Here is an 18,889-nt window from a genome sequence, read left to right on the forward strand (position 1 = left end):
CCGGTCGTCATCCATTCCCCGCTTCCCGCCGGAGGAACCGAATGCCGACCGTTCCGCGACGCAGCCTGATCCTCGGTGCCGGCGCCGCCGCGCTGCCGCGCTTCGCCCCAAGGGTCGCCATCGCCCAGCCTGCCGCCGCGCGCGTGCTGCGCTACGTGCCGCAGGCGGACGTGACGATCCTCGATCCCGTCATGACCACCGCCTACATCACCCGCACCCATGCGCTGATGGTGTACGACCAGCTCTACGGGCTCGATGGCCAGCTCCGCCCGCAGCCGCAGATGGCCGAGGGCCACACGGTCGAGGATGACGGCAAGCGCGTCACGATCAGGCTGCGCGAGGGGCTGAAATTCCACGACGGCGAGAAGGTGCTGGCGCGAGACTGCGTCGCCTCCGTGAAGCGCTGGGCGCAGCGCGACCCGCTCGGCCAGGCGCTGCTGGCGCGGCTCGACGAGATGGCGGCGACGGGGGACCGGGAATTCACCATCCGCCTCAAGCGTCCCTTCGGGCCGCTGCTGCAGGCGCTGGCCAAGCTCGGCCCGCCCGCCTGCTGCATCATGCCGGCGCGGCTCGCCGAGACCGACGCCTTCCGGCCGGTGACCGAGGTGGTCGGCTCCGGCCCGTTCCGATGGCTGGCGAACGAGCGGGTGGCGGGCGCCCGCGTCGCCTATGCGCGCAACCCGGACTACGTGCCGCGCCCGGACGGCACGCCGGACTGGGCCGCCGGCCCCAAGCTCGTGCATTTCGACCGGGTGGAGTGGAACGTCATCCCCGACCCCGGCACCGCCGCCGCCGCGATCCAGAACGGCGAGGTGGACTGGTGGGAGAACCCGCCCAACGACCTGCTGCCGGTGCTCGCGCGCAACCGGCAGGTGGTGCTGGAGAACATCATCACCCTCGGCGTGATGGGCACGGGGATCTTCAACACGCTGCATCCGCCCTTCGACAAGGCGGCGGTGCGGCGTGCCGTGCTCGGCGCCGTGTCGCAGGCGGACTTCATGACCGCCGTCGCCGGCACCGAGCCGGGGCGCTGGCGCGACAGGGTGGGCGTCTTCACCCCAGGCTCGCCGATGGCGAACGACGCCGGGATGGAGATCCTGACCGCGCCGCGCGACATCGAGGCCTCGCGACGGGCGCTGCGCGAGGCGGGCTACAGGGGCGAGAAGGTGGTGCTGCTGGCGGCCAGCGACCAGAGCGCGCTGGCGGCGCTGGGCGAGGTGGGCAACGACCTGCTCCGGCGGCTCGGCATGAACGTCGAGTACGTGGTGACGGACTGGGGCTCCGTGGTGCAGCGGCGCGCCAGCAAGGCGCCGCCGGAGCAGGGCGGCTGGAGCATGTTCCACACCACCTGGGCCGGGCTCGACATGGTCAACCCGGCGGTGACGCAGGTGCTGCGCGCCAATGGCGAGCGCGCCTATTTCGGCTGGCCGGACCTGCCCGGGCTGGAGGCGCTGCGCGACCGCTGGCTGGAGGCGCCGGAGGCCGAGCAGCCCGCCCTCGCCGCCGCGATCCAGGCGGAGGCGCTGAAGCAGGCGGTCTTCCTGCCGACCGGCCAGTACTTCTACCAGACCGCCTATCGGCGCGGCCTGACCGGGCTGTCGCGGGGCGCCTTCCTGTTCTGGAACATCCGCCGGGGCTGAGAGCGGCCCCCTCGGCCCGGCGCGGCGCGCTTGCAACCACGGCGGTGCCTTGCTCTGCTGCCGCGTCCCGGGAGTTCCTCCGCATGCTGAGACGCACCGTCCTCGCCGGCGCGGCCGCCGCCGCGCTGCCGCGCTTCTCGATCGCCCAGCCGGCCGCGAGCCGGGTGGTGAAATTCGTGCCGCAGGCCAATCTCGGCAGCCTCGACCCGATCTGGACCACGGCCAACATCACCCGCAACCACGGGTACATGATCTACGACACGCTCTACGGCACGGATGCGGCGCTGGAGCCGAAGCCGCAGATGGCCGAGGGGCACGTCTTCGAGGACGGGGACCGGGTCTGCACCATCACCCTGCGCTCCGGCCTCAGGTTCCACGACGGCGAGACGGTGCGCGCCGCCGACGCGGTGGCCAGCCTGAAGCGCTGGATGAAGCGCAGCCCGATGGGCCAGAAGCTGGAGCCCTCGGTGGACGAGCTGGTGGCGGTGGACGACCGCCGGTTGCGCTTCCGGCTGAAGCGGCGCTTCCCGCTGCTGATCCAGGCGCTGGGCTGGCCGGCGGGTCCGGTGCCCTTCATCATGCCCGAGCGCATCGCCAACACCGACCCGTTCCAGCAGATCCGCGAGACCGTCGGCTCCGGCCCGTTCCGCTTCAAGGCGGACGAGTTCAACTCCGGCAGCCTGATCGTCTACGAGCGCAACCCGACCTACAGCCCGACCCCCGTCGCGGCGAGCGGGCTGACCGCCGGGCCGAAGCAGGTCTTCTTCGACCGCGTCGAGTGGAAGATCATCACCGACGGCGCCACCTCGGCCGCCGCGCTGCAATCGGGCGAGATCGACTGGTTCGAGCAGCCGGCGCCGGAATTGCAGGAGCTGCTGAAGCGCAGCCGCACCCTCTCGGTGGAGCCGATCGACACGCTGCCGCTCTGCGGCATGCTGCGGCTGAACCACCTGCACCCGCCCTTCGACGACAAGCGGGTGCGGCAGGCGCTGCTGCCGGCGATCGACCAGGCGGACTTCATGAGCGCCATCGTCGGGCCGGATCCGAGCCAGTACGATGCGCGCTGCGGCGTGTTCACGCCCGGCACGCCGCTGGCGAACCAGGCGGGGCTGGAGCCGCTGCTCGGGCCGCGCAGCCTGGACCGCGCCAAGGCGCTGCTGCGCGAGGCCGGCTACACGAACCAGCCGATGCGGCTGATCGGCCCGACCGACATCCTCGCGCCCTCCGCCATGACCCAGGTGGCGGCGGACCTGTTCCGGCGCATGGGCTTCAACATGGATCTCGCCCTGTCGGACTGGGGCACGGTGATCCAGCGCCGCGCCAGCCGCGAGCCGGTGGAGAAGAACGGCTGGTCGATGCTGCTGACCAGCTTCTCCTCGTTCGACTTCATCGACCCGGTGGGCCATTCCGGCATCCGCGGCAACGGCGCCAACGCCTGGTTCGGCTGGCCGAACATTCCCCGGCTGGAGGAGCTGCGCAACGCCTGGTTCGAGGCGCCGGACCTGCCGGCGCAGAAGCGCATCGCCGAGGACATCCAGCGCACCGCCATCGAGGAGGTGGCCTACATCCCGGTCGGCGCCTACCTCTCCAGCACGGCGCTGCGCAAGGATCTGCGCGACCGGGTGAAGGGCTTCGCGATCTTCTGGAACCTGCGGCGGGGGTGAGGCCAGGGGTTGCCCGCCGCCGGTGGCACCGGCGGCGGGATCACCTCGCCCCCCTCATGAAACGGGGGTCTCGAAGGGGGCTTCGCCCCTTCGCGGGGTCCGGGGCAGCGCCCCGGCAGCGTCAGCGCACGAAGCGATCGGTAATTCAGCCGCGCAGCGTGGCGCCGGTCGCCTTGGTCACGGCGGCCACGACCTTGCCGATGGCCGCCTCGATCTCGGCATCGGTCAGGCTGCGCTCGCGCGGCTGCAGGGTGATTTCCAGCGCCAGCGAGACCTTGCCCTCCGGCAGCTTGTCGCCCGCGTAGCGGTCGAACAGCGAGACGCCGGCGAGCAGGTTGCGCTCGGCGCCGCTGGCCGCGCGCAGCAGCTTCTCGGCCGGCACGCCGGCATCGACCAGGAAGGCGAGGTCGCGCCGCACCGGCTGGAAGGCCGGCAGATCGGCGGCGCCGCGCTTGCGCCGCTTCGGCTCCGGCACGGCATCGAGGAACACCTCGAAGCCGACCGCGGGACCGGGCAGGTCCAGGGCGGCGAGGACGGAGGGGTGCAGCTCGCCGAAGCGGGCCAGCACGGTCTTCGGCCCCTGGCGCAGCACGCCGGAGCGGCCAGGATGGTAGTGGCCCGGCGCGTCGGTGGTGACGGTCAGCGCCGCCATCGGCACGCCCAGCGCCTGGAGCACCGCCAGCGCGTCGCCCTTGGCGTCCATCGCGTCGAGGGCGCGGGAAGGCTCGGCCCAGTGGCGCGGCGTGTGGCCGGTGCGCAGCCCGGCGGCGATGGCGAGCTGACCGGTCGGGCTCGGGTCGCGGTAGCCGCCGCCGAGCTCGGCCAGGGCGAGGTCCGGGAAGCCCCGCGCCGCGTTGCGCGCGGCGGCGAGGGCGAGGCTGGCCAGCGGCGTCGGGCGCATCTGGTCGAGATCGGCGGCGATCGGGTTCTCGACGCGCAGCGCCGGCGGGGTGTCGCCGAACAGCGCCGCGACGCGGGCCTCGACGAAGCCGTAGCTCACGCAGTCCAGCATGCCGCGCGCCGTCAGCACGCGGCGGGCCAGGGCGGCGCGGGCCTGCTTCGCGGTGAGCGAGGCGGGCGGCACGGGCGAGGCCACGGGCAGGCTCACCGGCGGCACGCGGTCGAGGCCGCGGATGCGCAGCACCTCCTCCACGAGGTCGCACTCCGCCTCGACGGCGCGGCAGCCCTCGGCGGCGGCGGCGGCGCGCTCGGGCGGCAGCTCGGGCGACTGGGCAAGGCCGCCCGGCTGCGCCTCGGGCGCCACGTTCCCTTGCGCGATGTCGTTGCGCCAGGAGGGCACGGCGTAGGTGACGCTGCCCTCGCCGCGCGCCGTCTCGGTGAAGCCGAGGCTGCCGAGGATGGCGGTCGCCTCGTATTCCGGCACCTCGGCGCCGCCGAGGCCGGCGAGGCGCTCGAAGCGCAGCGTCGCCTCGCGCTGCCAGGCCGGCTCGGCGCCGGCCGAGACGACCTCGCTCGCCTCGCCGCCGCACAATTCCAGCACCATGCGCGTCGCGGCTTCGAGGGCGGCGGGTTGCAGCGCCGGGTCGATGCCGCGCTCGAAGCGCTGGCGGGCGTCGGAGGAGAGCTGGTGGCGGCGGCCGGAAAGGGCGATGCGCACGGGGTCGAACAGGGCGCACTCGATGAACACCTCGGTGGTGTCCGCGTCGCAGCCCGTCGTCTCGCCGCCCATGATGCCGGAGAAGGAGACGACGCCCGAGGCGTCCGCGATCACGGAGTCCTCCGGGCTCGCCGTGTATTCCTTGCCGTTGAGCGCCAGCAGCGTCTCGCCCTCGCGGCCCAGGCGGATGGTGAGGGTGCCGCCCTTCACCTTGCGCGCATCGAAGACGTGCAGCGGCCGGCCGAGATCGACGGTGAAGAAGTTGGTCACGTCCACCAGCGCGTTGATCGGGCGCAGGCCGATCGCGGTGAGCCGGTCGCGCAGCCATTGCGGGCTCGGCCCGTTGCGCAGGCCGCTGATGGTGCGGCCGAGCACCCAGGCGCAGGCGCGCGGGTCGTCGATCGCCCAGCGCAGCGCCGAGGGGCCGCCGGCGGGAACGGTGCCGGGGCGCAGGTAGCGTCCCTCCGGCCGCAGCGTGCCGAGCCCGGCCGCCGCGAGGTCGCGCGCCACGCCGCGCACGGAAAGCGCGTCGCCGCGGTTGGGCGTGACCGAGATCTCGATCACCGGGTCGTCCAGCCCGGCCCATTCGGCGTAGCCGGCGCCGACCGGCGCGTCCTCGGGCAGCTCGATGATGCCGGCATGGTCCTCGCCGAGCCCCAGCTCGCGCGCGGAGCACATCATGCCCTCGCTCTTCACGCCGCGTATCTCGCCGACCTTCAGCGTGATGTCGGAGCCGGGGACGTAGGTGCCGGGCAGGCCCAGCACGCCCTTCATGCCGGCGCGGGCATTGGGCGCGCCGCAGACCACGGAGAGCAGCGTGCCGTTGCCGGCATCGACCTTCAGCGCGCGGAGGCGGTCCGCGTTCGGGTGCGGCTCGGCCTCCACCACGGCGGCGATTCGGAACGGGGCGAGCGCCCGGCCGCGATCCTCGACGCCCTCGACCTCCAGGCCGATGGCGGAGAGCGTCGTGGTGATGGCCTCCAGCGTCGCATCCGTGTCGAGGTGCTCGCGCAGCCAGCTCAGGGTGAACTTCATGGCTCAGAATCCCTCGGCCAGCGAGGCGGGGGCGAGCGGGCCGGTGCCGTAGTGGCGCAGCCAGCGCACGTCGCTTTCGTAGAAGGGGCGCAGGTCGGCCATGCCGTGCTTGAGCATGGTGATGCGCTCGATGCCCATGCCGAAGGCGAAGCCCTGCCAGACGCGCGGGTCGATGCCGCAATTGGCCAGCACGCGCGGGTGGACCATGCCGCTGCCCAGGATCTCCAGCCAGTCGCTGCCCTTGCCCAGCTCGCCCGACTTCCGGTCCCAGCCGATATCGACCTCCATGGAGGGCTCGGTGAAGGGGAAGTAGGAGGCGCGGAAGCGCACCGGCAGGTCGGCGATGGCGAAGAAGGCGCGCAGGAAGTCGATCAGGCAGCCCTTGAGGTGGCCGAGCGTGATGTCGCGGTCGATCACCAGCCCCTCGACCTGGTGGAACATCGGCGAGTGCGTCGCGTCGTGGTCGGCGCGCCAGGTGCGGCCGGGGACGATGACGCGGATCGGCGGCTCCTGGCTCAGCATGGTGCGGATCTGCACCGGGCTGGTGTGGGTGCGCAGCACGGGGCGGCGCCCGTCGGGGCCAGCCGGCAGGTAGAAGGTGTCGTGGTCCTGGCGGGCCGGGTGGTGCTCGGGGATGTTGAGGGCGCCGAAATTGTACCAGTCGCCCTCGATGTCCGGCCCCTCGGCCACGGCGAAGCCCATGGCGCCGAAGATCGCGGTCAGCTCCTCGACGGTGCGGCTGATCGGGTGGATGGCGCCGTCGGCCGCCGTGCCGGGGGCGTTGGGGCGGGGCGGCAGCGAGACGTCGAGGCGCTCGGCGGCGAGCCGCGCCTCCAGCGCCGCCGACTCCAGCGCCACGCGGCGCGCCTCGATGGCGGTCTCCAGCTCGGTCTTGAGCCGGTTCAGCGCGGCGCCGCGCGCCTTGCGCGCCTCGGCCGGCACGGCGCCCAGGCCCTTGAGCAGCGCCGTCACCCGGCCGCTCTTGCCCAGCGTGCCGACGCGCACCGCGTCCCAGGCGCGCAGATCGGCCGCCGCCGCCAGCGCCGCCTCGGTCTCCTGCCGCAGCGCGGCCAGCTCGGCCGCCTCGGTCGCTTCGCTCATCACTGCTCGTCCCGCGTTGGAGCGGATCGCCGGTCGGGCGGCTGGGCCCGGCGGCGTGGCGTCGCTCCGGCAACAAAGGGTCGGCGCCTGCGCGCCGGCATCAAGAGATCGGCGCCTGCGCGCCGGCAACAAAGGGTCGGCGCGAGGCCGGCGGAGCCCGTCCGCCGGGAACGCGCCCGTCGCGGGGCGCGCTAGCACGCCGCCGCCGAAGCAGAAAGGGCCGCCCCGTCGCCGGGTGCGGCCCTCTCGCAAGGCTCTCCGTGACGGGGAGAGGAGGTTCAGGCCGCCGGCGCGGGGGCGGGAGCGGCGGGGCGCGCCGCCTTCGCCTTCTCCACCAGCGCGGCGAAGGAGGTCGGGTCGTCGAAGGCGATGGCCGAGAGCACCTTGCGGTCCAGCTCGATGCCCGCCGCCTTCACGCCGGCCATGAACTGGCTGTAGGTCAGCCCGTGCTCGCGCACCGCCGCGTTGATGCGCTGGATCCAGAGGCCGCGAAACTCGCGCTTCTTGTTGCGCCGGTCGCGGTAGGCGTACTGCAACGCCTTCTCGACCCGCTCCAGCGCGGGCCGGTAGGCGGTCGAGGACCGGCCGACATAGCCCTTGGCGAGCTTGAGGATCTTCTTGTGACGGGCGTGCTTGGTGACGCCGCGCTTGACGTGTGCCATGGGTCAGGCCTCCTTCAGCGCTCGAGCCCGTAGGGCAGCCACTGCATGACGGTCAGCCCGTCCTGGTGGCGCAGCACCTGGGAGCCGCGGTTCTGGCGCTTGGCCTTCTGCGGGCGGGCGGACAGGTTGTGCCGCTTCTTGCCCGGGCCGGCCATCACCTTGCCGGTGGCGGTGATCTTGAAGCGCTTCTTGGCGCTCGACTTGGTCTTCATCTTGGGCATTTGGACCTCCTGTGGGTCGGGTCGCTCCGCCACCGCACCATGCGATGGGGACGCGAGTCCGCGGCCGGGCATGCCCGTCAGTGAGCCTCGGCGCGCGGGGAAGGGGCGGGGGTATAGCGGCGGGGGAGGGGGGTGGCAAGGGGGGCGGTGGCGGCTGGCGCGGGGGCATGGGGGGGGGGGGGGGGGGGGGGGGGGGGGGGGGGGGGGGGGGGGGGGGGGGGGGGGGGGGGGGGGGGGGGGGGGGGGGGGCCCGGGGGGGCGGGGGCGGCTGGCGCGGGGGCATCGGGGCGCTGCCCCGGACCCCGGCAAGGGGCTCTGCCCCTTGCATCCCCGCCAAAGGGCGAAGCCCCTTTGGAAACCCCTTTTTGAAAAGAGAGGCGGACGTCCTGGCGGCGGTGTCAGCCCGGCGGGGGACGCGACGGTGCATCCGAACAGGTGACGAGCTTCACCTTGTAGCGGGGCGCGTCGCGGTCCTCGGAGACGAAGCCGGCGCCCTCGATCATGGCCTGCGCGATGAGCAGGTGGTCGAACGGATCGCGATGGTCCGGATACAGCGGCAGGCCGGCGAACGCCGCGAGGTGCGCGGCCTCGATGCCCAGCCAGGTGAAGCCCTCCCGCCCGACCGCCGTCACGATCTCGCCGATATCGGCCTCCAGCTTCCCGATGCGGTGCTTCACGACGATCTCCCAGAGCGAGACCACGCTGACCAGCACGTCATTGCCGGGGTCCGCGATCAGTTCCCGCGCCCGGCTCCCGAGCCGCCCGTCATCGCTCAGCCACCACAGCAGGGCATGCGTGTCGAGGAGGAGCTTCACCCCGCCTCGTCCTCCATCGCCGCGAGCACGTCCGGCGGCAGGGCATCGAAGTCGGGCGCCAGGCGGATCCGGCCGCGCAGCGCCCCGGGCCGACGACGGGGCCGAACCGGTGTCGAGGGCGGGTGGAGCTCGGCCAGCACCTCGTCATGCGAGGTGATGAGGAAGGAGCTGCCTTGCCGCGCCTGCCGCAGGAATTCGGCCATGTTTTCGCGGAATTCGCGCACGCCGAGCCGGCGCGGTGGTGCCTTTCCACGCTGGTCCGGTTCGGACACGGCACAGTCTCGCTCGATGTGAACACAATATGTGTACGCAAACTCGCTGCCGGAGGCAACCGAGGGCGCACGGGCGCGGATAGCCCTCGCCGCCAGTGCATGCCGCCGTGGGCCGACGTTACCGATGCAGCGTCTCGCTACCGTCCCCCCGACACGTCCAGCAACGCCCCCGTCGTGTAGGACGCCGCATCGCTCAGCAGCCACACGATCGCCTCCGCCACCTCCGACGCCTCCCCGGCCCGGCCCAGCGGCGCGCCGCCGCCCAGCCGCGCCGCCCGTCCCGGCTGGCCGCCGCTCGCATGGATCTCGGTCTCGATCAGCCCGGGGCGGACCGCGTTCACCCGCACCCCGGCCGGGCCCAGCTCCTTGCACAGCCCGATGGTCAGCGTGTCCACCGCCGCCTTGCTGGCCGCGTAGTCCACGTACTCGTTGGGCGAGCCGAGCTTGGCCGCCATCGAGGAGACCAGCACCAGCGACCCGCCGCGCCCGAGCCGCCGCGCCGCCTCCCGCGCCGTCAGGAAGGCGCCGAGCACGTTGATGTCGAACACCCGGCGCATCCGCTCCAGGGTCATGTCGGCCACGGTCGAGGCGGGGGCCACCACCCCGGCATTCGCCACCACGCCGTCGAGCTTGCCGAGCGCGCGCTCGGCGCCGTCGAACATCGCCAGCACCTCGGCCTCCGAGGCTACGTCGCCGGGCAGCGCCACCGCTTGGCCGCCGGCCGCCTCCACCGCGCGCACCGTGCTCTCGGCCGCCTCGCGGTTGCCGAGATAGTTCACCCCCACCGACCAGCCGCGCTGCCCGGCCAGGATCGCGGTGGCGCGGCCGATGCCGCGGCTGCCGCCGGTGATCAGGATCGTCCTGGCCATGTCTCGTTCCCCCGCTGTCCTTGCCGCGATCCTGGCAGAACGGCGCGGCGCCGGCATCCCCGCATCGGCGCGCGGGCCGGAACCAGGGCCGCCCTCCGACGGGTACGCCGCTTGCATGCCCCGAACGGGTTCCGCCGGAAGGCGTTCTGCCCTAGCGTCGGACGGTCAGGGATGCCCACGACGATGAGCCAGACTGCTTCCGCGAAGGCCGGTGCCCAGGCCGGCGCCAAGGCCGGCAACCGCGCCACGCGCCACTCCGCCTGCCCGCACGACTGCCCCTCCACCTGCGCGCTGGAGGTGGAGGTGATCGACGGCGCCCGCATCGGCGCGGTGCGCGGCGCGGCGGCCAACACCTACACGGCCGGGGTGATCTGCGCGAAGGTCTCGCGCTACGCCGAGCGCGTCCATCACCCGGACCGGCTGACCCGGCCGATGCGCCGCACCGGGCCGCGCGGCTCCGGCCAGTTCGCGCCGATCTCCTGGGACGAGGCGCTGGACCGCGTGGCCGAGGCCTTCACCGAGGCGGCGGCGCGGCACGGCACCGAGGCGGTCTGGCCCTACTACTTCGCCGGCACGATGGGCCTCGTGCAGCGCGACGGCATCAACCGGCTGCGCCATGCAATGCGCTACTCGCGCCAGAGCCTGACTATCTGCTCCTCGGTCTCGGAGATCGGCTGGAAGGCCGGGGCCGGGGTGCTGCTGGGCCCGGACCCGCGCGAGATGGCGCAGGCCGACCTGATCGTGGTCTGGGGCGGCAACCCGGTGGCGACCCAGGTCAACGTGATGACCCACATCAGCCGCGCCCGGAAGGAGCGCGGCGCGAAGCTCGTGGTGGTCGATCCCTACCGCAACGGCACCGCGGCCGTGGCCGACCTGCACCTGCCCGTGCTGCCCGGCACCGACGCGGCGCTCGCCTGCGCCGTGATGCACTGCGCCTTCCGCGACGGCCTCGCCGACCGCGAGTACCTGGCCCGCTACACCGACGACCCGGCCGGGCTGGAGGCGCACCTCGCCACGCGCGGCCCGGACTGGGCCTCGGCGATCACCGGCCTGCCCGTCGCGCGGATCGAGGAATTCGCGCGGCTCTACAACGGCACGGCGCGCTCCTTCCTGCGGATCGGCTACGGCTTCACCCGCATGCGCAACGGCGCCGCCGCGATGCACGCGGTGAGCTGCCTGCCGGCGGTGACGGGGGCGTGGAAGCACGCGGGCGGCGGCGCGCTCTGGTCCGGGCGCGGCATGTACCGCTGGGACAAGACGCTGATCGAGGGGCTGGACGTGGTGGACCCCGCCACCCGCATCCTCGACATGAGCCGCATCGGCGCCGTGCTGACCGGCGACCGGCGCGACCTCGGCGACGGCCCCGGCGTGCACGCGCTGCTGATCCAGAACGTCAACCCGCTCACCGTGGCGCCGGACACCAACAAGGTGCGGCGCGGCTTCGCGCGCGAGGACCTGTTCGTCTGCGTCCACGAGCAGTTCATGACCGCGACGGCGCGGCAGGCCGACATCCTGCTGCCCGCCACCATGTTCCTGGAGCACGACGACCTGTATCAGGCCGGCGGGCACAGCCACATCCAGATCGGCCCGAAGCTGATCGAGCCGCCGGGCGAGTGCCGCTCCAACCACGACGTCATCCTGGGCCTGGCGCAGCGGCTGGGCGCCGAGCACCCGGGCTTCGGCATGACCGCGATGGAGATCGCCGACGCCACGCTGCGCGCCTCCGGCTGGCCGGGGGCGGCGGAGGTGGTGGAACGCCACTGGGTGGACGTGCAGCCCGAATTCCGCAAGGCCCACCATCTGGACGGCTTCGGCTTCCCGGACGGGAAATTCCGCTTCTCGCCGGACTGGCGCGCCCTCGGGCCGCACGGCGCCGCCATGCCCACCATGCCGGACCACATGCCGGTCATCGACTCCTCGGATGCCGCGCACCCGTTCCGGCTGGTGACGGCCCCGGCGCGGCAATTCCTCAACACCAGCTTCACCGAGACGCCCACGGCCCGCAAGCGCGAGGGAAGGCCCACCGCCATGCTGCATCCTGCCGATGCGGCGCGGCTCGGCGTCGCCGAGGGCGGGCGGGTGGTGCTCGGCAATGCGCGCGGCACGGTGACGGTGCACGCCAAGCTGTTCGACGGGTTGCAGCCCGGCGTGGTGATCGTCGAGAGCGTCTGGCCGGACGAGGATTTCGAGGGCGGCATCGGCATCAACGCGCTGACCAGCGACGACCCGGCCCTGCCGGCCGGCGGCGCCGTGTTCCACGACACGGCGGTCTGGCTGCGTGCCGCCGAGGCCGCGCTGGCGCTGGCGGCGGAGTAGTCGCGGCAGGCGTCACGCCGGGAGCGCGCCGCTGCCGCGCGGCGGAGGGCGGCCCGGCCGCATCGGGCGCGGCCGGACGCAGGTGGCCCGGTTCGGATCGGCCAGTTCGGACCGGCCAGTTCGGACCGATCGGATCGGGCCGATCGGATCGGGCCGTTCAGTCCCGGTAGCTGGGGTCGCGCCGGTCGAGCATGCGCAGCAGCGCCGGCCATTCCAGCACGCCGTAGGGGCGGCGCACGCCGGGCTGGTAGAGGTCGTAGGTCTTGTCGATGATCTGCTGCGGGACCGGCACCAGTGGGCTGTTGCAGGCCATGGCGGCGAGCTGCGTCTTGCAGGACAGCTCCAGCCGGTGCATCGCGTTGAACGCCTCGGGGATGGTGCTGCCGGTGGTCAGCAGCCCGTGGTTGCGCAGGATCATGGCGTTGTTGTGCGGGCCGAGATCGGCGACGAGGCTTTCCTGCTCGGCGAGGTCGATCGCGACGCTCTGGTAGTCGTGGTAGCTGATCTTCGCGAAGCGCATCGCGGTCTGCGTCATCGGCAGCAGGCCGCATTCGAGGCAGGAGACCGCCATCCCGGCCCAGGTGTGGGTGTGGATGATGCAGTCCACGTCCGGCCGCGCGCGGTGGATCGCGCTGTGGATCACGAAGCCGGCGCGGTTCACGCCGTAGTCGTAGCCGGTCTCCGGGCGCAGCAGGATGTTGCCGTCATGGTCGATCTTGATGAGCGAGGAGGCGGTGATCTCCTCGTAGAACATGCCGTAGGCGTTGATCAGGAAGGCGTCCGGCTCGCCGGGGACGCGCATGGAGATGTGGTTGGCCGCCTGGTCGGCCATGCCGTAATGCGCGATCAGCCGGTAGCAGGCGGCGGTGTCCACGCGCGCCTGCCATTCCTCGGGGCTGACCTTGTCGCGCAGCGAGGGGATGTTGAGCTGGGCGGCGTCGAGCATGGGGGTCTCCGTTTCTTTCCCGGGAGGCGGCCGGTTCCGTTTCGCTCCGGCATGGTCGCCCCGGGCGCATCGCGCGGGGGCCGGGGATGCCGGACGGGCTCGGTCGCCGCAGCTTCGCGCCGACGGGCCGGTGGCGCCAGGGGGTTCGTGCCGGTGCGGCGGGGCGAATTGCGCGGCGAGCGGATCGGCCCGGGCGGCCCGCGCCTGCCGGCGCCACCCTGCTTCCAGCCCCGCCTGCCGGCAAGCCGGCACGGCCGATGGACGGGCCTGCGGGCGGGGCGTAATCCGGGGCGGGAAGGGCGCCGAGGCGCGCCGCAGCGGGGAAGGGAACGCGGATGGTGGCGATGATCGTCTCGCACAGGGCGATGCTGGTGGGCGGCGGTTCGCTCGGGCAGCTCGGCCGGCTGCTCGGCCAGTTCGGGCTGGGCCGGCCGCTGGTGGTGACGGACCCGTGGATGGTCTCCTCCGGCACGGTGGAGCGCTGCCTCGCCCCGCTGCGCGAGGCCGGGATGCGCCCGGGCGTGTTCTCCGAGACGGTGCCCGACCCGACCGACACGGTGGTCGAGGCCGGCGTCGCCGCGCTGCGGGCCGGCGACTACGACTGCCTGGTCGGCTTCGGCGGCGGCAGCCCGATGGACACGGCCAAGGCCATCGCCCTCCTGGCCGGGCGCGACGGCAGCGGCGGCGGCCCGATCAGCCGCTACAAGGTGCCGGCCAGCGCCGACCATGCCGCCCTGCCGGTGATCTGCGTGCCCACCACCGCCGGCACCGGCTCCGAGGCCACGCGCTTCACCGTCATCACCGACACGGCGCGCGACGAGAAGATGCTGATCGCCGGCCTCGCCGCCCTGCCGCTCGCGGCGGTGGTGGACTACGAGCTGACCTTCAGCGTGCCGCCGCGCACCACCGCCGATACCGGCATCGACAGCCTGACCCACGCGCTGGAGGCCTTCGTCTCGAAGCGCGCCAACCCGCATTCCGACATGCTGGCGCGCTCGGCCATGGCGCTGATCGCCCCCAACCTGCGCACCGTGTACGCGCGGCCGCGCGACGCCGCCGCGCGCGAGGCGATGATGCTGGGCGCGACCCAGGCGGGGCTCGCCTTCTCCAACAGCTCGGTGGCGCTGGTGCACGGCATGAGCCGGCCGATCGGGGCGCATTTCCATGTTCCGCACGGGCTTTCCAACGCCATGCTGCTGCCCGCCGTCACCGCCTTCGGGCTGGAGTCGGCGCTGCCGCGCTACGCCGAGGCGGCGCGCGCCATGGGCATCGCGGGGACGGCCGATTCCGACCGCGCCGCCGGCGACCGGCTGCTCGGTGAATTGCGGGCGCTGAACCGCGACCTCGCCGTGCCGACGCCGAAGGAGTACGGCATCCCGAGCCAGCAGTGGCAGGGGCTGATGGCGACCATGGCCGAGCAGGCGCTCGCCTCCGGCAGCCCGGCCAACAACCCGCGCGTGCCGGACGCGGCGGAGATCGTGAAGCTCTACGAGGAAGTGTACGCGGGCTGAGCCGCCGGCCTCGCCGGGAAGGGCGGCTTCCCCGCAGGCCGCCCGTGCCGGCCGGCAGGCGCCCCGGCCCGGCGCGTGATGCCGGCCCGCCGGGATCGGCCCGCGGGAGTCGGGGCTCCTGCGGGCCGGCGCCGCGTCAGCGCATCAGGCCCTGCCGCGCCATCCAGTCCTGGATGCGCGCCGCGATCTCGGCGTTGTTGTCGTCCATCATCAGCATGTGGCTGTTGCCGCGGATGCCCTGGGCCGGCAGGTCCAGCGTGTCGGCGGTGCCGCCGGCCTCGCGGATGCGGGCCTGCCAGCGGCCCACGTTGGCACGGATGTTGGTCCAGAACGGGTTGCCCTCGATGTGGTCGCCCCACACCACGAGATGCGGGATGCCGCGCAGCCTGGCCGCGTCGGCGCCGGCGGGCGGGGTGCCGGAGGGCTCCACCGCGATCACGGCGCGCACCTTGTCGGGCGCGTTCAGCGCCGCCGTGAAGCCGAAATTGCCGCCCTGGCTGTGCACCAGGATGACGCAGGGGCAGACCTGCTGCACCAGCGCGTCGTAGCCGGCCTGCACCTGGCGGTCCGTGGTGGTCCAGCGCGGCACGCCCTGGCGCATGAACCGGTTCCAGGCGGCGGCCGGGAAGCGCGTGTCCGGGAAGGCGCGGCGCAGCGAGGGCTCGATGTTCCAGCCATCGGCCGGGCCGACGCGGAACAGGCCCCAGCCCTCGCCCATGGTGCGGAACACCGGCTCGCCCGGCAGGATCTCGGGGAAGCGGGCCCAGCCGGCGCGGCCGCGCTCCACCGCGTCGGTGACGTAGACGTCGTGGCCGGCGCGCAGGAAGAGCATCTGCCAGCCGGGCCGCCCGTCCGGCGTCGTCTCGTAGGTGACGCCGGTCAGGCCGCCGCCATGCGCCAGGATCAGCGGGTAGCGGGCGCGCGGGTCCTGCAGGCGGACGTACTGGGCGTACATCTGCTCGACCTGGAACTGGCCGTTCGGGTCGAGGCGGATGGGCGGCGCGCCGGGCGAGTAGACGATCTCTCGCGAGGGCAGGCCGGACAGCTCGGCGACGCGGCCGCCGACATGCAGGCTGCCGATCTCGCGCACCTGCAACGGCGCCTCGGCGGGGGCCCCGGCGGATGGCCCGGCGGGCGACGGGGTGCCCTGGGCATGGGTGCCGCCCGGCAGGCCGGCAAGGAGCAGGGCGCCGCCGAGCAGGGCGGCGCGCAGGCATTGGCGCATTGGCTGTTTCCCCCGGATTCGTGCTTCCGAGTCCGGCCCGTTCGGCCGGACCCGGCACCATCTGCCGTGCGCGCCCGTGGCGGACAAGCAGCCGGCCGGCGGGGAGGCCGACCGTGGCGCGCTACCCGTCGCCGCGGCGGACGGTGTTGTCGATGCCCGAATTGGAGCCCTCGGGTTCCGGCACCCCGGCGGGAGCGGTCCAGAAGACGCGGTGCCGGGCGCCCGCGACCTCGATCCGCGTCGGGCCGGAGAGGCGCAGGTGGATGACCGAGCCGGCGCCGCTCACCTCGACCGAGGCCGGTCCGCCCGGGCTGCCGGAGCTGGTGCCGGGGGTGGTACCGGGGCCGACACCGGTGGCGACGCGGTGGTTGGCGCCGGCGACGACGAGGCTGCCCGACTGCCCCTGCACCTGGACCTGCTGCCCCTCGCCATACACGTCGAGACTCGCGGCCGAGCCGAGCCGGACCTGATGCCGGCTGCCCTGCACCGTGACCCTGCCGCACGCCCCGAGCAGCGTGACGACATGGCTGGTGCCGGCGACGTCCACGTCCCGGCCCTCGCAATTCACCTCGCGGCGCGCATTGGCGCCGACGATCCGGATCGCCTCCGGCGGCTCCGCCTGCGGCTGCGCGTGGAGCGCGGGAATGGGCAGCGACACGGCCATCAGCGCCGCCAGGGCAATTCCTCTCACGCCGGCTTTCCTCCTGGACATCTTCGGCCCGGGTCCGGCCGATGGGGCAGCCGGCGGAGGCCGGCCGTCGCCGTGGCAACGGCCGCGCCACGTCTCAGGTTTCCGAATCCTCGGCGATCGGCACGTTCAGCGCCTGGCGCACCACGCTGCGGAATTCGCGGCGGTACAGCTCGTTGACCACCCAGAGCGTCGCCAGGATCAGCGCCACCGGGTGGAAGATCCAGAGCAGGGCGGCGAGGCCGAAATAGTAGGCGCGCAGGCCGGAATTGAAGTGCCGCGCGGCGCGGTTGGCGACGGCGGCCGCCATCTCGGCCTGCGCCCGGGCCGGTTCCGGCTCGGCGGCGGCCTGCTTCGGGTGCGGGAAGGCGCCGACCAGGATCGAGGCGTAGTTGAACTGCCGCATCGCCCAGGTCAGCTCGAAGAAGGCGTTCACGAAGATCAGGATCAGCAGGCCGATGCGCACCTGCCAGGCCGTCGCGTCCGGCACCTCGGCGATGGGCATGCTGCCCAGGATGCGCTGGCCGAGATCGGGGCTGCCCAGCATGGCCAGCAGGCCGCCCAGGATGAAGATCGAGGTGTTGGCGAGGAAGCTCGTGGACGACATCAGGTTGCCGACCAGCGAGGCGTCGACGATGCGGTTGTCGCGCGTCAGCGAGGTGGCCATCCAGCGCCGGCGGTGGCGGTTCATGGCCGCGATCACGCTGCGGTCGCGGAAGGACGGCGCCCGGTCCACCACGGTGGGATAGCCGAGCCAGCCGGCCAGGAACACCGCGAGGCCGATCCAGTCGAGCAGGGTCAGGTGCAGCAAGCGGAGGCCCGTTCCCGCCGGAAGGTTCGGGGCGCGGCGGGGGAGGGCTCCCCCGCCGCCTTTCCGCTCAGGCCATCGCCTTCTGCAGGTTGCTGTCGATCTTGGCCAGGAAGTCCTGGGTGTTGAGCCAGGCCTGGTCCTTGCCGATCAGGATGGCGAGGTCCTTGGTCATGAAGCCGCTCTCGACGGTCTCGACGCAGACCTTCTCCAGCGTCTCGGCGAAGGCCGTGACGTCCGGCGTGTTGTCGAACTTGCCGCGATAGGCGAGGCCACGGGTCCAGGCGAAGATCGAGGCGATCGGGTTGGTCGAGGTCTCGCGGCCCTTCTGGTGCTCGCGGTAGTGGCGGGTGACGGTGCCGTGGGCCGCCTCCGACTCCACCGTGTTGCCGTCCGGGGAGAGCAGCACCGAGGTCATCAGGCCGAGCGAGCCGAAGCCCTGCGCCACGATATCGGACTCCACGTCGCCGTCGTAGTTCTTGCAGGCCCAGACGTAGCCGCCTTCCCACTTCAGGGCGGAGGCCACCATGTCGTCGATCAGGCGCTGCTCGTAGACGATGCCCTTCTCCTTGAACTTCGCCGCGAACTCCTCCTCGAACACCTTCTGGAAGATGTCCTTGAAGGTGCCGTCATAGGCCTTCAGGATCGTGTTCTTGTGGCTGAAGTACACGGAGTAGCCGCGCGTCAGGCCGTAATTGAAGGAGGCGCGGGCGAAGCCCTCGATCGACGCGGACAGGTTGTGCTGCATCATCGCGACGCCCGGACCCTTGAACGGGAACTCCCCGATCTCCTGCAGCTGGCCGCCCTCCGGCGTGTAGGTCATGGTGACCTTGCCCGCCCCCGGCACCTTCATCTCGACGGCGCGGTAGATGTCGCCGTAGGCGTGGCGGCCGACCACGATCGGCTTCGACCAGTGCGGCACCAGGCGCGGCACGTTCTGGCAGATGATCGGCTCGCGGAAGATGGTGCCGTCGAGGATGTTGCGGATCGTCCCGTTCGGGGAGCGCCACATCTTCTTCAGGCCGAACTCCTTCACCCGCGCCTCGTCCGGGGTGATGGTGGCGCACTTCACGCCGACGCCGTACTGCTTGATCGCGTTGGCCGCGTCCACCGTCACCTGGTCGTCGGTCTGGTCGCGGTACTCGATGCCGAGGTCGTAGTACTTCAGGTCCACGTCGAGGTAGGGCAGGATCAGCTTGTCCTTGATGAACCCCCAGATGATGCGGGTCATCTCGTCGCCGTCGAGCTCGACGACGGGGGTCTTCACCTTGATCTTGGCCATGCGGATCCTCATCCAGCGATGCGTAGCGGCCGCCCCGCGGCCCGGCGCGGGCAGCGGGGCGGGCGGCCGGGACAGGGGCGGAACATCGCACCGGGTCGGGAGTGGGGCAAGGCCGCTGGCGGCGATGGGCGGCGGGGTCGGGCGCGGTCGGGCGCGCGAGAAACCGGCGGCCCGCCCGGGCGTCAGGAGCGGAAGCGCCGGATGGAGGCTCCGCCA

The 18,889-nt window shown here is 72.9% G+C and carries 16 protein-coding genes; 4 read left to right on the top strand and 12 right to left on the bottom strand.

Annotated features, from left to right (window positions below; translation table 11 throughout):
- The first annotated feature begins 41 nt into the window (after positions 1-41).
- Positions 42-1,640, top strand: a complete 1,599-nt coding sequence (locus M0638_RS04375; RefSeq protein WP_248665742.1) for an ABC transporter substrate-binding protein — start codon at positions 42-44, stop codon at positions 1,638-1,640.
- Positions 1,641-1,723: 83 nt separating this feature from the next.
- Positions 1,724-3,304: an ABC transporter substrate-binding protein gene (locus M0638_RS04380; RefSeq protein ID WP_248665743.1), complete on the top strand. Its 1,581-nt coding sequence runs from the start codon at positions 1,724-1,726 to the stop codon at positions 3,302-3,304.
- A 145-nt stretch (positions 3,305-3,449) separates the two neighbouring features.
- Here M0638_RS04380 and pheT read toward each other — a convergent pair whose 3' ends face one another.
- From pheT to M0638_RS04415, 7 genes are all read right to left on the bottom strand, one after another.
- On the bottom strand, positions 3,450-5,957 hold the full coding sequence (pheT, locus tag M0638_RS04385; protein ID WP_248665744.1) for a phenylalanine--tRNA ligase subunit beta: 2,508 nt from the start codon (positions 5,955-5,957) through the stop codon (positions 3,450-3,452).
- Positions 5,958-5,960: 3 nt separating this feature from the next.
- A complete protein-coding gene (gene pheS / locus M0638_RS04390; protein WP_248665745.1) occupies positions 5,961-7,058 on the bottom strand; it encodes a phenylalanine--tRNA ligase subunit alpha in 1,098 nt (365 codons plus the stop codon).
- 278 nt (positions 7,059-7,336) lie between these two features.
- Positions 7,337-7,720, bottom strand: coding sequence for a 50S ribosomal protein L20 (gene rplT, locus M0638_RS04395; RefSeq protein ID WP_248665746.1), 384 nt, complete (start codon positions 7,718-7,720; stop codon positions 7,337-7,339).
- Between the two features lie 14 nt (positions 7,721-7,734).
- Positions 7,735-7,941 (bottom strand): 50S ribosomal protein L35, encoded by a 207-nt coding sequence (rpmI, locus tag M0638_RS04400; protein ID WP_248665747.1) that lies wholly within the window; start codon positions 7,939-7,941, stop codon positions 7,735-7,737.
- A 398-nt stretch (positions 7,942-8,339) separates the two neighbouring features.
- Positions 8,340-8,756, bottom strand: coding sequence for a type II toxin-antitoxin system VapC family toxin (locus tag M0638_RS04405; protein ID WP_248665748.1), 417 nt, complete (start codon positions 8,754-8,756; stop codon positions 8,340-8,342).
- The gene (locus M0638_RS04410; protein ID WP_248665749.1) at positions 8,753-9,028 is read right to left on the bottom strand and encodes a type II toxin-antitoxin system Phd/YefM family antitoxin; all 276 of its coding nucleotides are present in this window, start codon (positions 9,026-9,028) and stop codon (positions 8,753-8,755) included. The genes M0638_RS04405 and M0638_RS04410 overlap by 4 nt, the downstream gene beginning before the upstream one ends.
- A 137-nt stretch (positions 9,029-9,165) precedes the next feature.
- Positions 9,166-9,897: an SDR family oxidoreductase gene (locus M0638_RS04415; protein WP_248665750.1), complete on the bottom strand. Its 732-nt coding sequence runs from the start codon at positions 9,895-9,897 to the stop codon at positions 9,166-9,168.
- 183 nt (positions 9,898-10,080) lie between these two features.
- Between M0638_RS04415 and M0638_RS04420 the strand changes: the two genes are divergently transcribed.
- Positions 10,081-12,213, top strand: coding sequence for a molybdopterin-containing oxidoreductase family protein (locus M0638_RS04420; RefSeq protein WP_248665751.1), 2,133 nt, complete (start codon positions 10,081-10,083; stop codon positions 12,211-12,213).
- Between the two features lie 157 nt (positions 12,214-12,370).
- On the opposite strand, the gene M0638_RS04425 is transcribed toward M0638_RS04420, so the two are convergent.
- The gene (locus M0638_RS04425) at positions 12,371-13,159 is read right to left on the bottom strand and encodes a class II aldolase/adducin family protein (RefSeq protein WP_248665752.1); all 789 of its coding nucleotides are present in this window, start codon (positions 13,157-13,159) and stop codon (positions 12,371-12,373) included.
- 335 nt (positions 13,160-13,494) lie between these two features.
- On the opposite strand from M0638_RS04425, the gene M0638_RS04430 reads away from it, so the two are divergent.
- Positions 13,495-14,670 carry an iron-containing alcohol dehydrogenase gene (locus tag M0638_RS04430; protein ID WP_248665753.1) on the top strand — a complete coding sequence of 392 codons (1,176 nt, stop codon included), beginning with the start codon at positions 13,495-13,497 and terminating at the stop codon, positions 14,668-14,670.
- Between the two features lie 136 nt (positions 14,671-14,806).
- On the opposite strand, the gene M0638_RS04435 is transcribed toward M0638_RS04430, so the two are convergent.
- From M0638_RS04435 to M0638_RS04450, 4 genes are all read right to left on the bottom strand, one after another.
- On the bottom strand, positions 14,807-15,895 hold the full coding sequence (locus M0638_RS04435) for an alpha/beta hydrolase family protein (protein WP_248665754.1): 1,089 nt from the start codon (positions 15,893-15,895) through the stop codon (positions 14,807-14,809).
- 121 nt (positions 15,896-16,016) lie between these two features.
- Positions 16,017-16,586 (bottom strand): DUF3060 domain-containing protein, encoded by a 570-nt coding sequence (locus tag M0638_RS04440; protein WP_248665755.1) that lies wholly within the window; start codon positions 16,584-16,586, stop codon positions 16,017-16,019.
- 94 nt (positions 16,587-16,680) lie between these two features.
- Positions 16,681-17,394, bottom strand: a complete 714-nt coding sequence (locus M0638_RS04445) for a DUF599 domain-containing protein (RefSeq protein ID WP_248665756.1) — start codon at positions 17,392-17,394, stop codon at positions 16,681-16,683.
- A gap of 67 nt (positions 17,395-17,461) precedes the next feature.
- Positions 17,462-18,673, bottom strand: coding sequence for an NADP-dependent isocitrate dehydrogenase (locus M0638_RS04450; RefSeq protein ID WP_248665757.1), 1,212 nt, complete (start codon positions 18,671-18,673; stop codon positions 17,462-17,464).
- Positions 18,674-18,889: the final 216 nt, after the last annotated feature.

Origin of the sequence: Roseomonas acroporae, assembly GCF_023223525.1 — a bacterium.
GTDB classification, from domain to species: domain Bacteria; phylum Pseudomonadota; class Alphaproteobacteria; order Acetobacterales; family Acetobacteraceae; genus Roseomonas_E; species Roseomonas_E acroporae.

What these genes read in the sequence shown, in the direction of transcription:
- M0638_RS04375 (WP_248665742.1), top strand. Translation starts at nt 42, where the DNA reads ATGCCGACCGTTCCGCGACGCAGCCTGATCCTCGGTGCCGGCGCCGCC.
- M0638_RS04380 (WP_248665743.1), top strand. Translation starts at nt 1,724, where the DNA reads ATGCTGAGACGCACCGTCCTCGCCGGCGCGGCCGCCGCCGCGCTGCCG.
- pheT (WP_248665744.1), bottom strand. Translation starts at nt 5,957, where the DNA reads ATGAAGTTCACCCTGAGCTGGCTGCGCGAGCACCTCGACACGGATGCG.
- pheS (WP_248665745.1), bottom strand. Translation starts at nt 7,058, where the DNA reads ATGAGCGAAGCGACCGAGGCGGCCGAGCTGGCCGCGCTGCGGCAGGAG.
- rplT (WP_248665746.1), bottom strand. Translation starts at nt 7,720, where the DNA reads ATGGCACACGTCAAGCGCGGCGTCACCAAGCACGCCCGTCACAAGAAG.
- rpmI (WP_248665747.1), bottom strand. Translation starts at nt 7,941, where the DNA reads ATGCCCAAGATGAAGACCAAGTCGAGCGCCAAGAAGCGCTTCAAGATC.
- M0638_RS04415 (WP_248665750.1), bottom strand. Translation starts at nt 9,897, where the DNA reads ATGGCCAGGACGATCCTGATCACCGGCGGCAGCCGCGGCATCGGCCGC.
- M0638_RS04420 (WP_248665751.1), top strand. Translation starts at nt 10,081, where the DNA reads ATGAGCCAGACTGCTTCCGCGAAGGCCGGTGCCCAGGCCGGCGCCAAG.
- M0638_RS04425 (WP_248665752.1), bottom strand. Translation starts at nt 13,159, where the DNA reads ATGCTCGACGCCGCCCAGCTCAACATCCCCTCGCTGCGCGACAAGGTC.
- M0638_RS04430 (WP_248665753.1), top strand. Translation starts at nt 13,495, where the DNA reads ATGGTGGCGATGATCGTCTCGCACAGGGCGATGCTGGTGGGCGGCGGT.
- M0638_RS04435 (WP_248665754.1), bottom strand. Translation starts at nt 15,895, where the DNA reads ATGCGCCAATGCCTGCGCGCCGCCCTGCTCGGCGGCGCCCTGCTCCTT.
- M0638_RS04450 (WP_248665757.1), bottom strand. Translation starts at nt 18,673, where the DNA reads ATGGCCAAGATCAAGGTGAAGACCCCCGTCGTCGAGCTCGACGGCGAC.